We start from the raw sequence: 19881 nt of genomic DNA, 5'->3' as shown, positions 1-19881 counted from the left end.
TGTCTCCTTCTGCCCCTGGGGCTGGTTGATGTACACGTACCGGGGAACTCTGCTCAATTCTTTTTGATCCTAAAAATTGGGATGAATGTCTCATAATTTGTTGACATCATGAGTGTTGCTGGTAGGATTTGTCAACGCGGCAAGGATTAGGGGATGCACCCAACCCGCCGCTTCGTTAGCGAATTGCCCTTCTTTCTGGAGACAACATGAGCCAACAATTGCCGCTGGACGGCATCAAAGTGATTGAGATTTGCAACGTTGCGGCGGGGCCGTTTTGCGGGATGCTGCTGGCCGACATGGGTGCTGACCTGGTCAAGGTGGAGAACCCGGAGGGAGGGGACACCCTGCGCAGTTGGCCGCCAATCAAGGACGGATACAGCGAGAACTTCGCATCGCTCAATCGCAACAAGAAGTCGGTGACCCTTAACCTCAAGGACGCGGCTGACGTGGAACTGCTGCGTGAGTTGGTTCGCAGTGCTGACGTGCTCATTGAGAACAACCGTCCTGGTGTAATGGACCGCTTAGGACTGGGCTACAAAGACCTTAAAGTGGAAAACCAGCAGTTGGTGTATTGCTCGATTTCGGCGTACGGGCAATCTGGTCCGAGGGCAAAGGAAGGCGGATTCGACCTCACTGTTCAGGCCATGAGCGGCATCATGAGCATTACAGGAGAAGAGGGTGGTGCTCCCGTTAAGTGCGGCGTCCCGTTGGCCGATTTCTCAGCAGGCTTGTATGCAGCCTTCTCCATTACTGCTGCATTGCGGGCTGCACAAATGAGTGGTCAAGGAGTCCACTTGGATGTGCCGATGTTGGGGGCCACTTTGGGTATCGCGGCCCTTCAGACCTCAGAGTACTTTGGTAGTGGACGTGACCCACGTGCGATGGGCTCTGCGCATCCGCGCAATGCTCCTTATCGAGTTTTCCGTTCGGCGGACGGCTACTTTGGCATGGCCGCTGGCAACAACGCATTGTGGCGTTCTGTCTGTGAGGTTGTTGGTCGGATGGAACTGTTGGAGGACACAAGATTCCTTACTCCGACCCTGCGTGCCCAGTACCAGGACGAGCTGCTTGTCATCCTTGAAGCTGAGTTCATTCATGCCGACACGGCCACTTGGTTAGAGCGATTCCGAACTGCAGGGGTGCCGTGCGCACCCATCAACCGCTACTCGGAAGTGCTGGCAGACCCACAAGTTGAGCATATGCAATGGGTTCAGCCGCTTGAATTACCGAACGGCGTCAAGACCCGAACTTTCGTATCACCAGTTCGGTTTGATGCTCAAACGCTTCCCGTGCGCTTGCGGCCACCATCTCTCGGCGAGCACAACCAGCAGGTGCTTGGCCCGCTCCGTGTCTCCACCAAGGAGGTTGCATGACTGACGTCCTGGATATTCAGGTCAGCGGAAAGTGCTGGACTTTCACTCTCAATCGACCTGAGAAGCTGAATGCGCTCAATGCAGAGCTAGTAGATGCATTGCTGGAGGGTGTGCAGAAGGCAAATACAGAGGGCGCTCGGCTTCTGGTCTTTCGCGGTGCAGGCAAAAGCTTCTGTGCTGGTTTTGACCTATCGGACCTGAATGCGCAAAGCGAAGGTGATTTGGTCCTTCGGTTCATCCGCATTGAGCAGCTCCTGCAGGCCGTAGCAACGTCTTGCGCATACACGGTCGCGCTTGCTCACGGTAAGGTTTTCGGAGCGGGCGTAGACCTATTCGCTGTATGTCGTCGGCGTGTTGCCACCGTCGACAGTATGTTTCGCATGCCAGGGTTGAAGTTTGGCCTAGTGCTCGGCACACGGCGCTTTGCGGACTTGGTAGGAACACAGAAGGCCTTAGAGCTTCTCGGTGCAACGCGTCCTTTCAATGTGGAAGCTGCAGTGCAGATGGGCTTTGTCCAGCAGGTGCTCACGCAGGATGAATGGGCGAATGCGACCGAAGAGAGCCAGGCGCTTGCAGTTGAACTTGATGATGCCACTCGAGCTCAGCTTTATCGCGTGCTTGACACAGTGCAAGCTGATTCTGACTTGGCAAATCTCGTGCGCTCTGCTGCACGGCCTGGTCTTAAGGACAGGTTGTACAAATACCTTGACAAGTAATTGAGCAGTCACACACAAGGAAGTCTTATGCCATCTGGATTCGCTGGTAAGAATAAAAGTGTTCCCTTGCAGGAGCTTGTCGCTAGAGTGCCGAACGGTGCATCGCTCGCCATCGGCGGTAGTTTCCTCCACCGCGGCCCGTTTGCGTTCATCCGTGAACTGATACGGCAGGGAAAGCGTGACCTTGAAATCGTTAAGCAGTCGCCAGGGTATGACATCGATATCCTTTGTCGAGCGGGTGTCGTGCGCAAGGTTCGCGCGGGCATCGTCGCAATGGAGGGGAACTTTGGGCTAGCGCCCTGGTATCGCAAAGCCATTGAGAGCAAAGCCGTTGAGCTTGAAGAGCATGCCTGTGCAAGCTTGACTGCAGGACTTCGAGCTGCGGCATACGGCATCCCTTTCCAGCCGTGCGCTGGCCTGCATGGAAGTGACCTCCCCGCATTGAACGGTTGGGTGAGCCTGCCTGACCCCTACGGAAATGCTGAGCCGGTGTACGTTATTCCCGCCATTCAGCCGGACTATGCGGTGCTGCATGCCTCGGAGGTTGACCAGCAAGGGAATGTGCGCATCGCAGGAACATCTCACTGGGACCGCATCATGAGCCGTGCTTCGCGCAGTGTTCTGGTCGTTGCAGAAAAAGTCGTTGATACACAGGTATTTCAAGACAACCCTGAATCTACGGTGGTGCCTTACTTCATGGTCGAAGCGTTCTCTGTGGTGCCCAAGGGCGCGTGGCCCGGGTCCTGCTGGCCTTACTACCCAATTGATTACCCAGCAGTAGAAAGCTATTTGGTCGAAGGCGACGAGTCCTTGGCGAAACATCTGGCTGCCGCGCCTGAAGCACAAACCGAGGAGAAGACCCAATGAGCGCCCCCTGGACCGGTTTTTCGTACATCGCTATCAACCTGGCACGCTTTATCCGGCCTGGTGAAATAACCTTCAGTGGTGTCAATTCAACCCTGCCGATGTTGGCGTGCCTGCTAGCCAAGAAAACGCTTGATGAGGACTTTGTCTATATCAACGTAGCGGGTGGTGTAGACCCTGAGCCGTCAAGTATTCCTCTGTCGAGCTCGGACCCTGTATTAGCCCAGCACAGTGCATCCATCTTCGCAAACGAAGATTTCTACGACCTGTGTTGCCGCGGCCGAATGGATTTGACGTTCCTCGGTGCTGCACAAATTGACGGACAAGGTTGCGCCAATAACTCTGCAATTGGTGATTGGCACAACCCCAAAGTACGTCTTCCCGGTGGTGGTGGCGGGGCGGTCATGCTTCCTACTGCATTGCGTTCGTGCACCTGGAGAACCGAGCACTCAAAACGTACCCTAGTGAACAAGCTCGACTTTCGCACCTCCTGGGGAGGCTTCCATGGCGTGGTCACGCCCATCGCAACCTTTATCAAACGTGATGGACGTCTCGCTCTGGATTCATGGCATCCGGAATCTTCTCTGGAGGAGGTGAGGCAGCGGACTGGGTTTGAGTTTGATGCCAGCACAGCGCACCCAACGGAGTTACCTACCGAGCGCGAGCTTCAGGCATTGGCATCACTTGACCCCACCGGGCAGTTCGAACGCGATGCTCGCGTGAGCCTGCGTTAAGCCACTCGAAACAGGAGCTTCACATGACGACAGAGTTTGTGTCCCTTGTTTCGACCTTCCAGCGCCGATGGCAGTCTGCTGAGTGGACGGGAAGGCCTGCAGTCGTAACACAAGGCGATGTCCTGACCTACGATGCGCTGGCCACGCGTGTTGGAAGCCTAGCAGGAGGTCTGCGCACTGCGGGTGTGCGTGATGGGGACCGTGTGGCAATTGCGATGCCGAGGTCAGTGGATCTCGTTTGCGCATTGTTCGCAACACTTGTCGCCGGCGCATGTCCTTGTGTGCTTGAGCCCTCCCTTGGAGAAGAGGAGACAGCGCGGCGTTTTGCTGTGACAGGCATGAAGTGGCTACTGCATGACCAGTCCCACCAAGATGACCCAGCTCTGAGTACTCTGGCTGGTATACAGCGCGTGGCGTTCGAGAGTCTGCCCAAAGCCGCCGCACCCTATTGGGCTACCACGTTGCAGCCCCGCGATTCAGCGTATCTGCTGTTCACGTCTGGCAGCAGCGGTAAACCTAAAGGGGTGCTGCAGAGTCATATTGGCCTGCGAGTGAACTCAGATGGTGTTATTCAGCATACAGGCTTGTCCGCTGACGACCGCCTGCTGCACACAATGCCGCTGCATCACACCAATGGCGTCAACAATCAGCTTTTTGCGCCCTTGCTGGCTGGTTCGGTCGTCGTGCTGGCAGAGCGCTTCAAGGCTCAGGATATGCCTGCACTTATGGAGCTGCATCAGCCAACCATCATCACCGGTGTGCCGACGATGTACTCGCGCATGCTCGCCTTTGACTTTCCTCCCGCTGCACTAGCTTCATTGCGCCTTGCTCGATGCGGCTCGGCCCCCATTACGGAGGAGTTACATCGGCGTGTAGAAGAGAAGCTAGGCGTGCCGCTTGCGGTGTCTTATGGGCTTTCCGAGGCGACCTGTACTTCAACCATGAACCCTCCACTTGCGCGCAGGGTAGGTTCTGTGGGCACCGTATTGGCGGGTCAGAGAGTTTTCCTCGCGGACCAGAATGGCGCAGAGCTAAAAGGTCCTTTGGAAGAAGGTGAAATCTGCATAGGTGGACCGAGTCTCATGTTGGGCTACTTGACAGAAAAGGCTGCGGGTACGCCTGAAGACCCTGGGTCTTTGCTGCGCACTGGAGACCTCGGGCGATTCGACCAAGACGGATACCTCTACATTACGGGTCGCATTAAGGACGTCATCATCCGCGGTGGAGAGAACCTGTCTCCAAACCTCATCGAGGGTGTTTTGGCAAAGGTGCCGGGTGTACGTGCGTGCTGCGTTGTGGGTAGACCAGATGCGGATTTGGGAGAGGTTCCATGCGCATTTGTCGTTAGAACCTCCGATGCACCGGGGCGTGAATTGAACGAACAGCTGTTAGGCACAGCGGTTCTTGGCGAACTATCTCGAATTCACTCACCCGTCTCTTACTATTACGTTGACTCTTTGCCTGAGAACTCAGTTGGAAAGGTCGATAGAAAAATGCTGAAGGCCACCCTGGCCTGAGTGTGTGACCAGCGTCCCCTAGCGGTAAGTTTCCGGTTGGGGGTCACTTGCACATCACTGCAGCCATGGTGCTGCATTTCCAAATCTGTTCTGATGCAGCGTGGACAGGCAAAGACAAGCTAGCGGTGTCCTTTTTATTTGCGCTTGCTCTTCCATCCCCATTTCGAGCAGATGCTTCTGCCGTCGTTGAACGTCAAGAAGGCAACGAACCTCTGAGTCTCAGGTAACTTCTCTCTCATAAGCGTCGAACTACACCTGTGTTACGGTAGATGCAATGGGGCTACTCCACCGGTACCTGGTCGGCTAGGTCAGGGTTCTCGACTTGCCAGATGTTGCAGATGAGCCAAACATCAATGTCCTTCTGCTCTACCCATGCGGCACTATTGCCAGCCTCTGGCAGTACAAGGTTGAGGCGAAATGCTTTCAAAGTTTCGATGTCGCCATTTCTTCCTGCAAGATCCTCCTAGAGACCTGTTTGACCTGTGCCCGAAGCTGCCATGACCTTATGCCGAGACGCAGTAGGTCATTTAATCTATGAATCCGCGTGGGATTGTCTGGCCGCACAAGAATTGCGGCAGGTCGTAGATACTCAGAGGCGACTTCGGGTAGTAACCCGCTTAAAACCTATTAACTATGTTTTTCACGGTGAGGTGAGGAACATATGGATCGTCAATGGATGCTTCATGAACATCACTTTTCACGGTGCGGCGCAGTCGGTCACGGGGTCCTGTTTTCTGGTCGAGGCGCATGGCTGCCGATTTCTGATCGACTGCGGCATGGCTCAGGGCGGCCGCGAGGCTGACGAGCACAACCAGCAAGCCTTTGCCTTTGATGCCGCAGGTCTGGATTTCGTCGTTCTGACCCACGCGCACATCGATCACAGCGGCCTGCTGCCCAAGCTCGTGGCCCAGGGCTTCAAGGGCCCTATCTATGCCACGCTGGCCACCAAGGACCTGCTCGAGGTCTTGCTCAAGGACAGCGCCCATATCCAGATGATGGATGCCGAACGGGCGGCGCGGCGTCAGCGCGAAGGCAAGCGGCGCGAGCGAGAGCCGGCGGTTCCTCTGTATTCGCTGTCCCATGTGGCGAGCACGCTGGAGCAGGTTCAGGCCGTGCCTTATGGCCATAGCTTCGAACCCCATCCTGCGGTGACGGTACGTTTTCTGGATGCCGGGCATATTCTGGGCTCGGCCATAGTGGAGCTATGGCTGGCAGATGGCCATGGCGGCACGCGCAAGCTGGTGGCCAGCGGCGATCTGGGCCAGCCGGGGCGGGTGATTCTGCGCGATCCCACGCCGATCATGGAGGCCGATCTGCTGCTCATCGAGTCCACCTATGGCGACCGGCAGCACAAGAGTACCGGCGATACCCTGGAAGAGCTGGTTGAGGTGGTCACGCGCACGGCTCCCCATGGCAATGTAGTCATCCCGGCATTTGCCGTGGGGCGCACGCAGGAGCTGCTCTATCACTTTCTGCAGCTGATTCAGCAGCAGCGCTTGCCGCCGGTAGAGATATTTGTGGATTCGCCGATGGCGGTGGCGGCCACCGATATCACGCTGCGGCACTTTGGCGTGTTCGACGAGGAGGCAAGGCAGTTGCTGGGCAGCGTCAGGAGACTCAAGGAGTCGCCGCACATTCACTTCATCAGCGATGTGGAGGACTCCATCAAGCTCAACCGCATCAAGAGCGGCGCGGTCATCATCTCGGCCAGCGGCATGTGCGATGCGGGGCGGGTGCTGCATCATCTGAGGAACAATCTGTCCAGACCCGAGTGTGCGGTGGTGATCTGCGGCTTTCAGGCCGAAGGTTCGCTGGGCCGCAGGTTGGTCGACGGTGCCAGGCAGGTGCGCCTGTTTGGAGATGACGTCGAGGTCCGTGCCGGCATCCATACCCTGGGCGGCTTCTCGGCCCATGCAGACCAGCAAGCCTTGCTGGACTGGGCGGCCGCTTTTACCCGCCCGCCGCAGCAGACCTTTGTGGTGCATGGGGAGTCGCATGCCTCCCAGGCCCTGGCCACGCTGCTGCACGAGCGCCTGCATTTCACGGTGCAGGTTCCGCAGCCGGCTCAGGTCTTCGAGTTCTAGAGCGTGCCGGGAGTCTCCGAGATGCAGAATCCGTCTTGCGCACGGCCTGTTGCATGATGTTCTGGCGGCGAAGCATGATGCCGGTCGAGGCCGGTTTCGCGCAGCGGCTTTTCGGCACTACGCTGGATGAACTGCTGCCCGGCATGCGTCTGCATGTGCGGCGTCTGGGTGATACCAGGCGCGCGCTGTCCCTGGGCGGCGGGCGCATCTATCTGCCGCGCAGCTTTTTTGAGCACCGGGACCCGCATAAGCCGCTGCGGCTTGCCCACCCTGTGGTGGCTGGCGTCTTCGCCCATGAGCTGCTGCATCAGTGGCAGCGCCTGCAAGGCAGGGCGGTGACGTGGGAGGCGTTGGGCCTGCATCTGCGCGCGGCATGCCTGCGGCGCAATCCCTACCACTATCAGGCTTGTGCAGATCCGCAGCAGATGCTGAAGTGCTTTCTGGACGCAAGCGTGGAGCAGCAGGGGCAGATCTGGCAGGATCATGTTCAGGCCCTGGTGCAGGGCCAGCCGCTGCCCTGCATGTGCCTGATTGCCGAGCATGTACTCAAGGCTCAAGCTGGCCAATCCAGGTCGGGCCGAGCCAGCAAAGGCTAGGCAGCGGGGTTGAGTGCGGCGATGAGATCGTGCTCGTCCACATCGCGCGCCGCGCCGAAGCCTGCGACATGCCTGCCGCTTTGCGGTGTGATGCAGACAAAACGAAAGTCTCCCAGCGCCGTCATGGGCTCGGCTTCGGGAAAGCGCGCCAGATAGCTGGCACGGGCGCCTTGCCACAGGCCGCTGTCGCGTGGGGGAGTGGAAGCCACGCCCTGAATGCTGATGCGCTCCAGCGCATGCACGGCTTCGCCAGCGGACTCTGGCCTGCTCATCAGCAGACTGACGGCAGGATGCAGCTCCATGGCCTGTGTGTGGCTGGCCAACGCACTGACATGCAGTATCAGACAGCTGAATTCGCCACTCCAGGCCCATGGCACCAGCGACAGGCCCGGGGCGGGGAGATAACCGGGCGCTGAAGAACCAGCCTGTGGCTGAACGGCCAGGGCGGCAGTACGCTGACTGGCGAGTAGCTGGCGCAGCGACTGCTGCAAGCGTGATTCATGAGGCATTTGCGCATGGTAAGCCAGAGCGCGGGGCCGGACCAGGCCGCGTCGACCGTCACCTGCGTGACCGACTGTTGGGGCCATCCCGGATGCCGGGCCGAGGTTGCAGGCCTAGTCTTGCGGACTGATTAGTCCACCCGGACTATGTATACGCTTTTCTGACTGCCTGACTCATGCCCGCTCACCACAAGTTTTGGCCCAATCGGCTGCCACATTCCATCACCGTTCCCGTGACCAGTGTCTGGGAAAACCTTGCTATCAATGCCAGGCGTTATCCGGACAAGGCCGCGCTGGTGTTTCTGGGACGCACCACGACCTATCGGCAACTGTGCGAGGGAACGGAGCGCATGGCCGCCTATCTGCATGGCCTGGGCGTGCAAAAAGGCGACCGCGTCATCGTGCTGATGCAAAACAGCTCGCAACTGGTGCTGGCGCATTACGCCATCTTTCGAGCCAATGCGGTGGTGGTGCCGGTCAACCCCATGAATACGGCTGAGGAGCTCAAGCACTACATCATGGATTCGGGCGCCAAGGTGGCCATTACCACGGCTGATCTGGCGCAAGAGCTGGCCAAGGCCAGCAATGCCTTGCCGCAGCCCGAAGCATTGCAGCACTTGCTGGTCACCCGATTCACCGACGGTTTTGATGCCGATGTGCAAGGGCCGGATGCACCGCCCGAAGCCTGGCGCAACTGGCTGCTGGGCGAGCGCGAACCCGCAAGCCTGAGCCATGGCAAGGTCCATGCCTGGACGCAGGCACTGGCCTGCAGCGAGCTGCCGCCGCCGCATACCGCGGGTCGTGACGACCTGGCATTGCTGCCCTATACCAGCGGCACCACGGGCCAGCCCAAGGGCTGCATGCACCTGCACCGCAGCATCAACCACAACGCCGTTTCCGGCGCGATGTGGGGCACGGGCACCAGCGAGAACGTGGTGCTCGCCGTCGTGCCCATGTTTCACATCACAGGCATGGTGTCCGTGCTGCATAGTGCCATCTACATGGGGGCGACGCTGATCATCATGCCGCGCTGGGAGCGCGAACTGGCAGGGCGCCTGATCTCCCACTATCAGGTCACCAGCTGGACCAATATCCCGACCATGGTGATCGATTTGCTGGCCAGCCCCAACTTCGCGTCCTTTGATCTCTCCAGCCTCAAATACATCGGCGGCGGCGGTGCCGCCATGCCCCAGGCCGTAGCCCAGCGGCTGCTCGAGCAGTACGGGCTGCGTTTTTGCGAGGGCTATGGACTGACCGAAACCGCCGCACCCTCGCACAGCAATCCGCCCGACCATCCCAAGCAGCAATGTCTGGGCATCCCCTTCATGAGCACCGATGCACGCGTGATCAGCCCCGACACACTGGAAGAGGTGGCCCAGGGAGAACAGGGCGAGATCGTGGTCCATGGCCCCGAAGTGTTTGAAGGCTACTGGCAACGCCCCGAAGCGACCGAGCAAAGCTTTATGGAGCTCGATGGCAAACGCTTTTTCCGCACCGGGGATCTGGGGCGCGTGGATGAGGATGGCTACTTTTTCATCACCGACCGGCTCAAGCGCATGATCAATGCCAGCGGCTTCAAGGTATGGCCCGCCGAGGTGGAGTCGCTGATGTTCCGCCATCCTGCGATTCAGGAGGCCTGCGTGATCTCCGCCAAAGATGCCTATCGCGGCGAGACCGTCAAGGCCGTGGTGGTGCTGCGTGCCGGCCATGAGGCGACGACGGCAGAGCAGATCATCCAGTGGTGCCACGACAATATGGCAGTCTACAAGGCCCCACGTCTGGTGCAGTTCGTGACGGCTTTGCCCAAGAGCGGCAGCGGCAAGGTGATGTGGCGAATGCTGCAGGAGCAGGAAGCTGCAGTTTGAATGCAAAGAGGGGGAGTGGCGGAAAGCAGCTGGAGTCGAACCAACCCGGGAGCGGCTGACGCCCCCCACCGGGTTTGAAGCCCGGCCGCGCCACCGGGCACGATTGCCTTCCTTTGAGTCAAGAGTGGCAGCTGCCACTCTTGTAGAAGATAAGTCGGTGATTGTAGCCAGCAATCCGGCAGCTGATGACAAACAGCACGTCAAGGCCGCATATCCGGCTCTACTCTGATTTGATAGCTTGTTGCGTAAGCGGGATAAGGAATCTGGACTGATTTCCGCTGGTTTTCCTTGCAGGATCAGCGTGACGTGCTATTCCACTGCACGTCAGGGCGCAGCAGATGGGCGTCGCGCACGCGGCGTGTGTAGCCGGTGCGGTCGAAGAATTCGAGAATCTGGATGGCGCGCTTGCGGCCCAGACCAGTGGCGTCGCGAAATGCGCTGGCTTCCACTTCACCCCTGGCGTGCTGGCTGGCGATGTCGGCAACCAGGGCGGCGAGTTCGTCCATGCGCGACGGTGCATAGAACAAGTCCTTGACGACCTGGAACAGCTGGCCCTGGCGCGAAAGCTTTTTGAGCAACTGGCGCACCAGCTCTTCGCCTGCAGCATGGTCGCGCGCCAGATCGCGCACCCAGGGCGGGTCATAGCGGCCTGCAGCAATGGCGGGCAGCAGTTTTTCGGCCAGCGTCTGCTCGGCGCTGCTCAGCTGCACGCTGTGCTGCGGCAAATGCAGCCAGGCGCCGGTGCTGGCCAGCAACTGGCTGTTGAGCAGGGCATCGACCAGGCCCTGATAGAGCGCGTCGTAGCTGCCTTGCTGCAGGCCGGGCAAGGCCATGCGCCTCAGTCTGGCCGCGTTGACGCCGGGCTCGTCGGGCGATTTTTCATGAAAGCGCGCCAGGCTGTCGATGACCTGGGTCTGCAACTGCTGCCAGCGCTGCAGGCCAAGCACCAGGGCATCGCCGCCGGCGATGGGCAACTGGATGGTGTCGGCAAGGCTGGCCTCGGGGAAGGCATGGCCGCTCAGACGCACCAGCTGCGAACGCGCAATGCCGTGCGGGGCCTGTGCGATCAGCGGTCTGAAGTCGTTGCGGGCGATTAGCTGCTCCATGGCGTCGAGGTAGGCCATGCGCTCTGCGCTGCGGCGCTTGCGGCTCGGGGCATAGGGGTCGAGCACCATGCCGCCGGCGATGGTGCGGCTGGCCTGGGCGTTGCGCAGAATCAGGCGGTCGCCGGGCAGGGCGAAGACCGGCGCATCGAGCACCAACTGCACGCGGGCCTCGGTGCCGGGCTCTATGGCCTGGTCCTGCAGCAGTGCCACATGGCCCGTGGTGCGCTTGGTGCCCAGGTGCACATGGACTGGCGTCCACTGAGCCAGCAAGGGCGCTTCGCTGAGCAGATGCAGATGAATGTCGAGGCGGTCCGTGGCCTGCAGCAGACGTTGGTCCATGATCCAGTCGCCGCGTTCGATCTCGTCCTTGCCTATGCCCGCCAGATTGAGTGCGCAGCGCTGGCCGGCGACGCCGCTGTCGCTGCTCTGGTTCTGTGCATGAATGCTGCGCACACGCACGGCCTGACCACTGGCCGAGTGCGCCAGCGTGTCGCCCACCCGCACCTGGCCATTGAAGACCGTGCCCGTGACCACCGTGCCCTGGCCCGGCAGCGTGAAGACGCGGTCCACGGCGAGCCGGAACAATCCGTCTCGGGGACGCGCCTGCATCATCTGGGCCTGCACCTGCAGATGTTCGCGCAGGGCCTTTACGCCGGCATTGCCGGGTTCTGCAGCATTGGTTTCGAAGATGGGGCTGTCCGCCAGCGCAGTGACGCCGAGAATGGCGTTGATTTCGCGGTGCACGTCGGCAATGCGCTGCGGCAGCACGCGATCGACCTTGGTCAGCGCCACGCTGCCACGCCTGACACCCAGCAGCTGCAGAATTTCCAGATGCTCCAGGGTCTGGGGCATGACGCCGTCGTCGGCAGCCACGACCAGCAGGGCGTGGTCAATGCCCACGGCTCCGGCGGCCATGGTGTGGACGAATTTCTCGTGACCCGGCACGTCGATGATGCCCAGCACATCGCCGTTGGGCAACGGGCTGTAGGCATAGCCGAGTTCTATGGAGATGCCGCGGGCTTTCTCTTCCTTGAGACGGTCGGTTTCCACGCCCGTGAGCGCACGCACCAGCGTGGTTTTGCCGTGGTCGATATGGCCTGCGGTTCCGATGATCATGGTGTGCTTGTAGTTTTGTTGGCTGCTGGCGCTTGTGTATCAAGCGATGCAAGGTGTTTTTGTATGAATTCCGGGGGCCGGGGCCATGGGGCTGCCTCAGGCCAGCTGCGGCAGTTGCGCGGCAAACAGGGCCTGCGCCGGGTGTTCGAGGCAGCGCAGATCCAGCCACAGCGCATCGTCATGCAGCCGCCCGATCACGGGCCGGGGCAGGGCGCGAAAGCGCGCTTCGAGCCGGGTCAGCTGGCGACCCGCATGCTTGCCGCTGGCCGGATAAATCCTGAGGCCGAAGCTGGGCAGATTTTCCACGGGCAGGGCGCCGCTGCCGATCTGGCTGTTCATGGCCGCCATCTCCACCACATAGTCCTGGCCCAGTGCCTGCTGCAGCAGAGGCTGCAGCTGCTCGGCCTGGATCTGCATGTCGCTGGCCTGGCGCGTGAACAGGCGCAGCGTGGTCAACTCCTGGGCGAGCTTTTCAGGGTTCAGATACAGGCGCAGCGTGGGCTCCAGTGCCGCCAGGGTGATCTTGCCCACGCGCAGCGCGCGCTTGAGCGGGTTCTTCTTGATCTGGGTGATCAGTTCCTTTTTGCCGACGATGATGCCGGCCTGAGGGCCGCCCAGGAGCTTGTCGCCGCTGAAGGTGACGATGTCGGCACCGGACTCGACCGTCTCGCGCACCGTGACTTCATAGGGCAGGCCCCAGTCGCGCATGTCGATCAGCGTGCCGCTGCCCAGGTCGACAATCATCGGCAGATTGCTGTCGTGCGCAATGCGGGCGACATCGGCATCGCTCACCGCCTTGGTAAAGCCGGTGATGGCGTAGTTGCTGCAGTGAACCTTCATGAGCGCGGCCGTGTTCTCGTCTATGGCCTCTGCATAGTCTTTCTCATGCGTGCGGTTGGTGGTGCCGACCTCGACGAGCCGGGCGCCGGCGCGGGTCATGACATCGGGAATGCGGAAGGCGCCGCCGATTTCCACCAGCTCGCCGCGCGAGACCAGAACTTCCTTGCCCGTGGCCATGGTGGAAAGCACCAGCAGTACGGCTGCGGCGTTGTTGTTGACAACGGTGGCGGCCTCGGCACCGGTCAGCTCGCAGATCAGCGACTCGACCAGATCGTCGCGATCGCCGCGGCCGCCGTCTTCAAGGTCATATTCCAGGTTGGCCGGGGAGTTCATGGCCTGTACCACGGCATCGATCGCGGCCTGCGGCAGCAATGCGCGGCCCAGGTTGGTGTGCAGCACCGTGCCGGTGAGATTGAAGACGGCTTGCAGACGTGGTGCAAACCGGGCCTGAAGCTGGCGTTGTGCGGCCTGTACGATGCTGCCGATGTCGGCCTGCACGCTCTGGCCGGGCTGATCGGCAAAACCCAGTAGCTGCTGGCGCAGCCCCGTCAGCACATCGCGGACTGCCTTGGTGCAGGCATCGAGGCCATAGGACTCGCGCAGCACCTGCATCTCGTTCGCGAGCAAGACCTTGTCCACGGCGGGAAGCTGGGATGGGTGCGAAATTTCAGGGGCGGTCGCTGCGGTGTTGCTCATGGCCAAGGTGTATCGGGTCTTCAAAAAAATGAAAAAGGCGGCAGGAGTTCCTGCCGCCTTCATTATGGTGGCGGTTGGCGCCGGCAGGTTTACGCAGCAGGGTCCACCAGTTCGTGATCGGCTTCGCCTTGCTGCTCTTCGGCTACGGCCACAAACAGCAAAGGATTGGCGCTGGCGCGCTGGAACTGGGTCTCGCTCATCAGCAGATCCAGCATCAGGCTGGCCAGATCGTCGACGAGAGGTTCGACCATGGGGTTCTTTTCCTGATTCACGATCTTGCGATAGCTGCCGCATTCGTCGCAGGTCTCGGCCAGAACTTCTTCGCCCGAACCGTCAATGCCCTGGTAGTGGATGCCCTTGGTCGATTCGCAGTGCGTGCACTTGACGCGAACCATATGCCATTCGCAGGCGCAGGTGCCGCAATGAGCGTAACGGTGACCGGCCACTTTGCCGCCAATGCGGATGACGCTGGCCACAGGCTCGCTGGCGCAGACGGGGCAGATGCTGGCGGGGTCGGTGTAGGGAACGTCGCGGGCACTGAGACTGGCTGAACGCTTGGCAAAGGTCACTTGCAGCGCAGCCATGATGAAGGGTGCCATGCCCACGTGGCGGGCGGCGACTTCCTTTTGCAGCAGCTTTTTGGCAATGTCTGCACGGGTCTCGGGAGTCAGTGCACGCAGCTCCTTGAGCAGGGGCTGCAGCGGTGCAGGCAGGCCTTCGCTGCCCTGCAGCGTGTCGAGCATATTGTCCAGTACGGCCTGCCAGGCGGGATCGATGGTGTCCACTGCGGGCAGCAGGGGCATGGAGTGCTCCTGAGCACGCGCCATGAGTTCGGCATCGGGTGCAGATATCTCGATAGTGGCGGCTGCCTTGTGCTGCGCATCCATGATCTGGGCCACAAACAGCAGATAGTCTGCAATGGGATTTCCGTTGGCCAGCTGGCGCAGGCGTGCAGCGCGTTCGGCGAACAGACTGCTTACCTGGGGCAGCAAGATGCGGGGAAAGCTGGTGTGATCCAGTGCTTCGATTTCACCGGGTTGAAGAATGCGTTGCATTGACAGGGTTTCCAAATGAATCAGCCGCCGAGCGCCGATAAACGCTTGGCGGCTGGGTTGTTAGGGGAGAGGACTAAAAACCTTAGTCGTTGTCACCCGTCATCTTGCGGTACCAGCCGCGGTGGTGTTGCTTGGCCCAGGCTCGCGTTACTGTGCCATAAAGCATGGCGCGAATGGTGCCGCGAGTCCAGATGGCTGCATACACGTGCATGATGATCAGACCGATCATCCACACGGCAGCGATGGCGTGAACCACCGAAGCCGCTCGCACCACGTTGACCGGCAATGTCCACCAAGCGCGCCACATCAGAAAGCCGGTGATCACGATCAGCAGCATGCCGATGACCAGGCCCCAGAACAACAGCTTCTGACCGCCGTTGTACTTGCCCTGTTCGGGCATGTCGTGGTCGTCGCCATCGATCATCTTGTTGACGTTCTTGAGCCATTCGATGTCGCGCGGCTCAACGATGTTGAGCTTGGCAAAACGGCAGGCCATGATGACGAAGAATGCGCCCATGACAACCCCGATGTAGGGGTGCAGGATGCGGGTCCAGGGACCGCCACCGAACAGATTGGTCAACCAGAAGAAAGCCGGGTGAAAGAACGCCAGACCGGACAGGGCCAGCAAGATGAAGCAAATGCCTACCACCCAGTGGTTGGCGCGCTCCGATGCGTTGTAGCGCACGAGGTCGCGAGGATTGCGTTTCATTTGCCGTTCTCCTTGTTCAGCGCTTCGGCGTCCTTGCGTTCCATTTCATCCTCAAGGTCCTTGGACACGTCGTTGGGTCCCTTGGTGATGTAGTGGAACAGGCTGCCGATTGCGGCTGCACCCAGTGCGGCCATGGCCAGAGGCTTGGCTACACCCTTCCACAGCGACACCATGGGGCTGATGGACGGATCGTCCGGCAGGCCCTTGTACAGCGAAGGTTTGTCCGCGTGATGCAGAACGTACATCACGTGCGTGCCGCCCACGCCTTGCGGGTCGTAGAGGCCTGCCTTTTCGTAGCCGCGTTCCTTGAGGTCCACGACACGGCGGGACGCTTGCTCCTGCATGGCTTCCTTGGTGCCAAACTGGATGGCGCCCGTGGGGCAAGTCTTGACGCAGGCGGGCTCCTGACCAACAGCCACGCGATCCGAACACAAGGTGCACTTGTACGCCTTGTTGTCCTTCTTGGAGATGCGCGGAATGTTGAACGGGCAGCCCGTGACGCAGTAGCCGCAGCCCACGCACTGGTCTTGCTGGAAGTCCACGATGCCGTTGGCATATTGGACGATGGCGCCAGGCGAGGGGCAGGCCTTCAGGCAGCCCGGGTCTTCGCAGTGCATGCAGCCGTCCTTGCGGATCAGCCATTCCAGGTTGCCTGTGGCTTCGTTTTCGTACTCGGCAAAGCGCATCACGGTCCAAGACTCCGACGTCAGATCCGTCGGGTTGTCGTAGACGCCTGCGGCAACCGTGCCGATTTCGTCGCGAAGGTCGTTCCACTCCATGCAGGCGGTCTGGCAAGCCTTGCAGCCAATGCATTTGGAGACGTCGATCAGCTTGGCGACTTCCCCCGCGTGCGCACCGCGTGCGCTGGGTGCGGGGGTTGTCGTGGCCGAACGGCGTTTGATATCGAGAGACATGGTTGAGGACATCAGCGTGGCTCCTTAGATCTTTTCCACCTTCACGAGGAAGGTCTTGGATTCAGGGGTCAAGCTGTTACCGTCACCCACGGAGGCTGTCAGGTTGTTCGCCAGATAGCCCTTGCGTCCCGTCGTGGAGAAGCCCCAGTGAATCGGCACACCCACGTGATGGATGGTCTTGCCATCGATCTTCATGGGCTTGATGCGCTTGGTCACCACGGCAACCGCCTTCACGAAACCGCGCTTGGACGAAACCTTGACCTTCTGGCCGGTCTCTATGCCCAGTTCCTTGCCCAGTGCCTCGCCGATTTCCACAAACTGTTCGGGCTGAACGATGTTGTTCAGCTGAACATGCTTGGTCCAGTAATGGAAGTGCTCGGTCAGGCGGTAGGTCGTGCCTACATGCGGGTAGTCCTTGGGGTCGCCCTGCGTGTCCTTGGCAGTTGCCAGGATGCGCATCACGGGGCTGATGACGGCCTGCTTGTTGTTGGGGTACATGGGGTTGTAGCCCAGCGGGTTGTCAAACGCCTCGTAGTGCGTGGGGAACGGACCTTCTGCCATGCCCTTGCGAGCAAACAGACGGGCCACCCCTTCGGGGTTCATGATGAAGGGATTGATCACCTCGGGATCCAGGCCCACGGCCACGTCCGGCACGTCCGCTCCACCCCACTGTTTGCCGTTCCATTTGATCAGCACGCGCTCTGGGTTGAAGGGCTTGCCCTGGCGGTCGCAAGACGCGCGGTTGTAAAGCACGCGGCGATTCGCAGGCCAGGCCCAGGCCCAGTTCAGCGTGTTGCCGATGCCTGTTGGATCGCTGTTGTCACGACGAGCCATCTGGTTGCCGGAAGAGGTCCAACTGCCAGCCCAGATCCAGCAGCCACCCAGGGTGGTGCCGTCATCGCGCATTTCGCCAAAGCCCGCCAACTGCTCGCCGGCCTTGCGGATGAGCTTGGTGGGGTCCTTGGGATCGAACAGATCCACCAACGCACGGCCGTTGTATTCCTTGGCCACTTCCTCGGAAGAGGGGTGATCGGCTTCAGCGTAAGGCCAGTACAGGTTGGTGATGGGCTCGGAGAACTTGCCGCCTTCCTTCTGATAGAGAGCCTTCAGGCGCAGGTGCAGACCAGACATGATGGCAATGTCGGTCTTGGCCTCTCCTGGGGGCTCGGCAGCCTTCCAGTGCCACTGCAGCACGCGCGAGGAGCTGACCACGGCACCGTCTTCTTCGGCGAAGCAAGTGGTAGGCAGGCGGAACACCTCGGTTTGAATCGAAGCCGAGTCCACGTCGTTGAATTCGCCGTGGTTCTTCCAGAATTCCGAAGTTTCCGTAACCAGCGGATCCATGATGACCAGGAACTTCAGCTTCTTGAGACCTTCGCGCACGCTGTTGCTGTTGGCCAGAGCCGCCAAGGGGTTGAAGCCTTGAGCGATATAGCCGTTGACCTTGCCCTGCGTCATCATCTCGAAGATCTGCAGCATGTCGTACTGCTTGTCCAACTTGGGCAGATAGTCGAACGCCCAGTTGTTTTCAGCAGTTGCGGCCGCGCCCCACCACGCCTTCATCAGGCTGACATGGAACTTGGGCGTGTTCGACCAGTAATTCATCTGGCCGGGACGCAGCAGCTTGGGCGTGCGAGTGGCGATGTACTGGTTGTAGTCCTGTTCGGCTTCGTTTGGCAGCGTCAGGTACCCGGGAAGCGAAGCAGACAGGATGCCCAGGTCCGTCAGGCCCTGGATGTTGGAGTGGCCACGCAGCGCGTTCATGCCGCCGCCAGCGATACCGATGTTGCCCAGCAGCAGCTGGATCATGGCGCCGGTACGCAGGATCTGCGCACCCGTGGTGTGCTGGGTCCAGCCCAGTGCGTACAGGATGGTGGCAACACGGCCGGCTTCGGCGGTCGAAGCAAGCTTCTCGCACACGTGCAGGAATTTTTCCTTGGGTGTGCCGCAGATGGATTCCACCTTCTCGGGGGTATAGCCGGCGTAGTGCTTCTTGAGCCACTGATAGACGCAGCGAGGGTGTTCCAGAGTGGGATCGACCTTCACGAAGCCGTCTTCACCCAGTTCGTAGTCCCACGACGCCTTGTCATAGGTACGCTTTTCAGGGTTGTAGCCGGAGAAAATACCTTCGTCGAACGCAAAGTCCTCGCGCACGATGAATGAGAAGTCCGTGTAGTTCTTCACATACTCGTGGTGGATCCTGTCGTTGGTCAGCAGGTAATTGATCACGCCGCCGAGGAAGACGATGTCCGAGCCGGAGCGGATCGGCGCATAGAAGTCAGCCACGGATGCCGAGCGGTTGAAGCGCGGATCGACCACCATGAAGTGAGCCTTGTTGTGCTCCTTCGCTTCGGTCACCCACTTGAAGCCGCAGGGGTGTGCTTCGGCGGCATTGCCGCCCATGATCAAAATAACGTCCGCGTTCTTGATGTCGACCCAATGGTTCGTCATCGCTCCACGGCCAAACGTCGGGGCAAGACCTGCCACCGTCGGGCCGTGTCAGACACGTGCTTGGTTATCGAGTGCAAGAAGGCCCCAGGAGCGGGCCACTTTGTGCGTGATGTAGCCGGCTTCGTTGCTGGAGGCCGAAGCGGCCAGCATGCCGGTGGTCAGCCAGCGGTTGACCTTCTGGCCTTTTTCGTTGGTTTCAACGAAATTGGCGTCGCGGTCTTCCTTGAGCAGCTTGGCGATGCGGTTCAGTGCCTCGTCCCAGGACATGCGCTTCCACTCGGACGAGCCGGGGGCGCGGTATTCGGGGTACTTGAGGCGGCTGGGGCTGTGGACAAAGTCCAGCAGCGATGCACCCTTGGGGCACAGCGTGCCGCGATTGACCGGATGGTCCGGGTCGCCTTCCACGTGCATCACGGACAGACGGGAGTTTTTCCCGCCGTCGCCCAGGGAGTACATGAGGATGCCGCAGCCTACGGAGCAGTAGGTGCAGGTTTGACGGGTTACGGTGGTGGCTGACAGTTTGTACTGTCGCACCTCAGCAAGGGCGGCTGTGGGTGAGAAGCCCATCAGCGCCAAGCTTGAACCCGCCAGAGTCGAACCAGTCACTTTCATGAACTGGCGTCTGGAGAATTGGTCCATTGTGGGGTACCTTTTCGTATGAACGCTTATGTGAAAGCAAATTTTACGACCCCCCCCATTTTTGATAGCAGTTACAAACCCTTAATTCTTGAGTAACGTTGAGCGA

General features: G+C 60.1%; 15 protein-coding genes and 1 tRNA gene. 8 read left to right on the top strand and 8 right to left on the bottom strand.

The window, feature by feature from the left end; all coding sequences use genetic code 11:
• The first annotated feature begins 206 nt into the window (after positions 1–206).
• The 7 genes from Cth01_RS08700 (at position 207) to Cth01_RS08670 (ending at position 7884) form a co-directional block, all read left to right on the top strand.
• The gene (locus Cth01_RS08700) at positions 207–1373 is read left to right on the top strand and encodes a CaiB/BaiF CoA transferase family protein (protein ID WP_034358663.1); all 1167 of its coding nucleotides are present in this window, start codon (positions 207–209) and stop codon (positions 1371–1373) included.
• A complete protein-coding gene (locus tag Cth01_RS08695) occupies positions 1370–2089 on the top strand; it encodes an enoyl-CoA hydratase/isomerase family protein (protein WP_034395179.1) in 720 nt (239 codons plus the stop codon). The genes Cth01_RS08700 and Cth01_RS08695 overlap by 4 nt, the downstream gene beginning before the upstream one ends.
• A 27-nt stretch (positions 2090–2116) precedes the next feature.
• Complete coding sequence (locus Cth01_RS08690) at positions 2117–2956, top strand: CoA transferase subunit A (RefSeq protein WP_034385472.1); 840 nt, start codon at positions 2117–2119, stop codon at positions 2954–2956.
• Positions 2953–3687, top strand: coding sequence for a CoA-transferase subunit beta (locus Cth01_RS08685; protein ID WP_034395182.1), 735 nt, complete (start codon positions 2953–2955; stop codon positions 3685–3687). The genes Cth01_RS08690 and Cth01_RS08685 overlap by 4 nt, the downstream gene beginning before the upstream one ends.
• A 23-nt stretch (positions 3688–3710) precedes the next feature.
• Positions 3711–5204 (top strand): class I adenylate-forming enzyme family protein, encoded by a 1494-nt coding sequence (locus Cth01_RS08680; protein WP_034395185.1) that lies wholly within the window; start codon positions 3711–3713, stop codon positions 5202–5204.
• A 683-nt stretch (positions 5205–5887) separates the two neighbouring features.
• The gene (locus Cth01_RS08675) at positions 5888–7288 is read left to right on the top strand and encodes an MBL fold metallo-hydrolase RNA specificity domain-containing protein (protein WP_045838957.1); all 1401 of its coding nucleotides are present in this window, start codon (positions 5888–5890) and stop codon (positions 7286–7288) included.
• Between the two features lie 77 nt (positions 7289–7365).
• Entirely contained in the window at positions 7366–7884 is a 519-nt protein-coding gene (locus Cth01_RS08670) for a hypothetical protein (RefSeq protein ID WP_174447057.1), read from the top strand.
• On the opposite strand, the gene Cth01_RS08665 is transcribed toward Cth01_RS08670, so the two are convergent.
• On the bottom strand, positions 7881–8393 hold the full coding sequence (locus Cth01_RS08665; protein ID WP_034359844.1) for a pyridoxamine 5'-phosphate oxidase: 513 nt from the start codon (positions 8391–8393) through the stop codon (positions 7881–7883). The genes Cth01_RS08670 and Cth01_RS08665 overlap by 4 nt on opposite strands.
• Before the next feature lie 167 nt (positions 8394–8560).
• Between Cth01_RS08665 and Cth01_RS08660 the strand changes: the two genes are divergently transcribed.
• Complete coding sequence (locus tag Cth01_RS08660) at positions 8561–10249, top strand: long-chain fatty acid--CoA ligase (RefSeq protein ID WP_045838955.1); 1689 nt, start codon at positions 8561–8563, stop codon at positions 10247–10249.
• Between the two features lie 16 nt (positions 10250–10265).
• On the opposite strand, the gene Cth01_RS08655 is transcribed toward Cth01_RS08660, so the two are convergent.
• The 7 genes from Cth01_RS08655 to fdnG form a co-directional block, all read right to left on the bottom strand.
• Positions 10266–10361: transfer RNA gene (locus Cth01_RS08655), tRNA-Sec, on the bottom strand.
• 184 nt (positions 10362–10545) lie between these two features.
• The gene (selB, locus tag Cth01_RS08650; RefSeq protein WP_045838954.1) at positions 10546–12471 is read right to left on the bottom strand and encodes a selenocysteine-specific translation elongation factor; all 1926 of its coding nucleotides are present in this window, start codon (positions 12469–12471) and stop codon (positions 10546–10548) included.
• Between the two features lie 96 nt (positions 12472–12567).
• A complete protein-coding gene (gene selA, locus Cth01_RS08645) occupies positions 12568–14007 on the bottom strand; it encodes an L-seryl-tRNA(Sec) selenium transferase (RefSeq protein WP_045838953.1) in 1440 nt (479 codons plus the stop codon).
• An 89-nt stretch (positions 14008–14096) separates the two neighbouring features.
• A complete protein-coding gene (gene fdhE, locus Cth01_RS08640; protein WP_034395201.1) occupies positions 14097–15062 on the bottom strand; it encodes a formate dehydrogenase accessory protein FdhE in 966 nt (321 codons plus the stop codon).
• Between the two features lie 82 nt (positions 15063–15144).
• The gene (locus tag Cth01_RS08635; protein ID WP_003066500.1) at positions 15145–15771 is read right to left on the bottom strand and encodes a formate dehydrogenase subunit gamma; all 627 of its coding nucleotides are present in this window, start codon (positions 15769–15771) and stop codon (positions 15145–15147) included.
• Positions 15768–16697, bottom strand: a complete 930-nt coding sequence (fdxH, locus tag Cth01_RS08630) for a formate dehydrogenase subunit beta (protein ID WP_003079546.1) — start codon at positions 16695–16697, stop codon at positions 15768–15770. Before fdxH ends, Cth01_RS08635 begins: the two co-directional genes overlap by 4 nt.
• A gap of 12 nt (positions 16698–16709) precedes the next feature.
• Positions 16710–19775, bottom strand: coding sequence for a formate dehydrogenase-N subunit alpha (fdnG, locus tag Cth01_RS08625; protein WP_139032061.1), 3066 nt, complete (start codon positions 19773–19775; stop codon positions 16710–16712).
• Between the last annotated feature and the right edge of the window lie 106 nt (positions 19776–19881).

The organism is Comamonas thiooxydans (genome assembly GCF_000964545.1).
In the GTDB taxonomy this organism is placed as follows: Bacteria; Pseudomonadota; Gammaproteobacteria; order Burkholderiales; family Burkholderiaceae_C; genus Comamonas; species Comamonas thiooxydans.
Note: the sequence above shows the minus strand (reverse complement) of the source record. Positions and strands in the feature narration are given on the sequence as shown.